This window comes from Euzebyales bacterium, from assembly GCA_035461305.1.
Lineage (GTDB): Bacteria > Actinomycetota > Nitriliruptoria > Euzebyales > JAHELV01 > JAHELV01.
Map to the genome: position 1 here is coordinate 1 of DATHVN010000080.1, position 2,803 is coordinate 2,803.

At 70.1% G+C, this 2,803-nt stretch carries 4 protein-coding genes and 1 pseudogene; 4 read left to right on the forward strand and 1 reads right to left on the reverse strand.

The window, feature by feature from the left end; genetic code table 11:
- Window positions 1-141: pseudogene (locus tag VK923_07640) on the reverse strand (integrase core domain-containing protein).
- Between the two features lie 43 nt (window positions 142-184).
- On the opposite strand from VK923_07640, the gene VK923_07645 reads away from it, so the two are divergent.
- The 4 genes from VK923_07645 to VK923_07660 form a co-directional block, all read left to right on the forward strand.
- Entirely contained in the window at window positions 185-799 is a 615-nt protein-coding gene (locus VK923_07645; GenBank protein HSJ44537.1) for a histidine kinase, read from the forward strand.
- Window positions 792-1,475: a response regulator transcription factor gene (locus tag VK923_07650; GenBank protein ID HSJ44538.1), complete on the forward strand. Its 684-nt coding sequence runs from the start codon at window positions 792-794 to the stop codon at window positions 1,473-1,475. The genes VK923_07645 and VK923_07650 overlap by 8 nt, the downstream gene beginning before the upstream one ends.
- Before the next feature lie 226 nt (window positions 1,476-1,701).
- Window positions 1,702-2,346, forward strand: a complete 645-nt coding sequence (locus tag VK923_07655) for a hypothetical protein (protein ID HSJ44539.1) — start codon at window positions 1,702-1,704, stop codon at window positions 2,344-2,346.
- A 206-nt stretch (window positions 2,347-2,552) separates the two neighbouring features.
- A partial coding sequence (locus tag VK923_07660) for an NAD(P)-binding protein (GenBank protein ID HSJ44540.1) occupies window positions 2,553-2,803 on the forward strand: 251 nt, incomplete at its 3' end.

The window sequence follows — 2,803 nt, forward strand, 5'->3', positions numbered from 1 at the left end:
CGGTGGCAGATCCCCGAGGTAGCCGTGCAGGCGCTGCTCGTTGTACCAGGCCACCCACGACAGGGTGGCGAGTTCGACGGCCTCGATGCTGCGCCATGGCCCCTGTTCGGGTCCGTAGATCAGCTCGGTCTTGTATAGGCCCGACGAGTTGGCCGCATCACGCAGCCGCATCGTGCAGGCACAGATGCACGAACGCCGACGCATCGAGCAGAACATCCACGACGGGGTGCAGCAGGACATCGTCGCGACGATGGCGAGCATCCGGCTCGCACGCAACCAACTCGCCCGCGACCCGCCGCTGGCAGCCACCACGCTGGAGGCGCTGCAGGAGAACACCCGTCGCACCCTGGACAGCATCCGTGAGCTCAGCCGCGGCATCCACCCGCCGGTGCTCACCCACCGCGGGCTGCTCGAGGCGTTGGACGCACAAGCAGCGCGGATGCCCATCGACGTCCGCCTCGACGCCGCTGCGGACGTTCGTGCCGCCCGCTACGCCGAGGACGTCGAGGTCGTGGCGTACTTCGTCGTCTCGGAGGGGCTGGCCAACGTTCTCAAACACGCCGGCACCGACCTGGCGATCGTGCGGCTCGACACCGTGGACGGCTGGCTGACCGTGGAGGTGATCGACCACGGTCGGGGATGCGACCGCGAGACCGCAACGACCGGTTCGGGGATTCTCGGGCTGCGCGACCGCGTGGAGTCGGTCGGTGGCCGCCTGTCGGTGGACAGCAGCCCCGGGCGCGGTATGACCCTGCGCGCCCTGCTCCCGGCCCGGCGTGGAGCCGTAAACCGTGCCTGACCGACTGCGTCTCGTGCTCGCCGACGACAACTACCTCGTGCGGGAGGGCACCCGCAGCCTGCTGGAGGACACCGGCTACCTCGACATCGTCGCCACGGCTGGAGACGCGAGGCATCTGCTGGCAGCCGTCGAGCGCACCCAACCCGATGTCGTCATCACCGACATCCGCATGCCACCCACCCACACCGTCGAAGGCATCGAAGCGGCCCACCGCATCCGCCACACCGCCCCCGACACCGGGGTCGTGGTGCTATCCCAGTACGCCGACGGCGGCTATGCGCTGGAGCTGTTCAAGGACGGCACCGACGGGCTCGCCTACCTGTTGAAGGAGCGGATCGGGGACCTCGACGAGCTGCTCAACGCCATCAGCGCCGTCGCCGCCGGCGGCTCCGCCATCGATCCCAGGATCGTGGAGGCACTGGTCCGCTCGCGTGACCGGGCCCGCCGCTCCCCCGTGCGGTTCCTCACGGAACGTGAGCTCGAGGTCCTCCAGCAGATGGCGCAGGGCAAGAGCAACGCCGGCGTGTCCGAGGCGCTGTCCGTCTCCGAGTCCGCCGTGGAAAAGCACGTCAGCTCGATCTTCCTCAAGCTCGGAGTCACCGAACAGCCCCAGATCAGCCGCCGCGTCGCCGCAGTCCTGACCTTCCTGGGAACAGACAGCCGCGCCGACACCTGAAGGTGCCGCCGCCCTGCGGCGGTCCCCACGCTCCACCTGTGGCTGGGCGCACGGGAAATGGCGGCGCATCCGCTCTCCACGCACGAGCCGATTCCTAGCGGGCTGGTGCACACATGAGGCGACTGTCTGTCTAATGCTCGACCGACTTGCCAAGCCATCCATCAGGACCGGGCTGGGCCGGGCGGGGTCCTACGCCTTGCACCCGGGCCCCCAACGAGGAGCATCTATGAACCCTCACAATCCCGAACCGAACCACCCGTCAGGCGAGGTCGTACGCATGCCGCTGGATGGGGCGGCCGCGGGACGGCTGCGCTTCACCGCGGGGGCGCAGGACCTCGATCTCATGGCCGACGAAGCCATCGACGACCTCTGCCACGCCCACTTCGCCGGGTCGCCACCGTTGATCACCACCCGGGCAGGCACGATCCGGGTCCGCTACCCCCGCGTGCTCCCATGGCCGTTTCGTTCCAAGCCGGCGATCATGCGGCTGAACCCGACCCTGCCCTGGGACGTCGAGATCCACGGGGGCGCACAGCGCGTGACCGCCGACCTGCGCCGAACCGAGCTCACCCGTCTGGCCGTCCACGGTGGCGCCAGCCACGTGACCCTCAAGCTGCCGCCACCGCGCGGCACGGTCAGCCTGCGCTTCGCCAACGGGGTACACCAGCTGACGATCGTGCGCCCCGGCGACACCGCTGCGCGCGTATCCGTGCACCGCGGCGCCAGCGACGCGCACCTCGACGACCAGGCCGTTGGGGTGCTCGGTGGGCCCCTGCGTTGGCAAACCCCCGACTACGCCGCCGCAACCGACCGTTACGACATCACCGTCAGCCGCGGCGCCGGCGGCATCACCCTGGCGATGGCGTCCTGACGCTCCCTGCACTGGGTCGTCGGGCCTGCACGCAGCCCTGATCGTTGGCGGCCGGCGGTGGGATGGTGGAGCGGTAGGCAGCGGCTCGCCTCATCCTGCGCCGGTGAGTTTCCGCAACCGAGACGGTGGCCTGTCGGGTTCTGCGCAGGGCGGCCTGTCCATACGTTGCAGACAGCACCGCTCGACGCGGCAGGAGAGGTTGAGAGATGTCGACCCGCGCATCCACCCGGGAGACCGGCGACCCGCGACGGCCACGCACCGCGCTGGTGATCGGCGGTGGGATCGCCGGTCCGGTCGCCGCCGCCGCGCTGCAGAAAGCCGGCATCGAGCCCGTGGTCTACGAGGCGTACCGCGGCGACGCCGAGAGCGTCGGGGCCTTCCTCACGGTCGGGCTGAACGGCATCGACGCGCTGCGCGCCGTGGAGATGGACGCACCGGTGCTGGCCCGCGGTTTCGC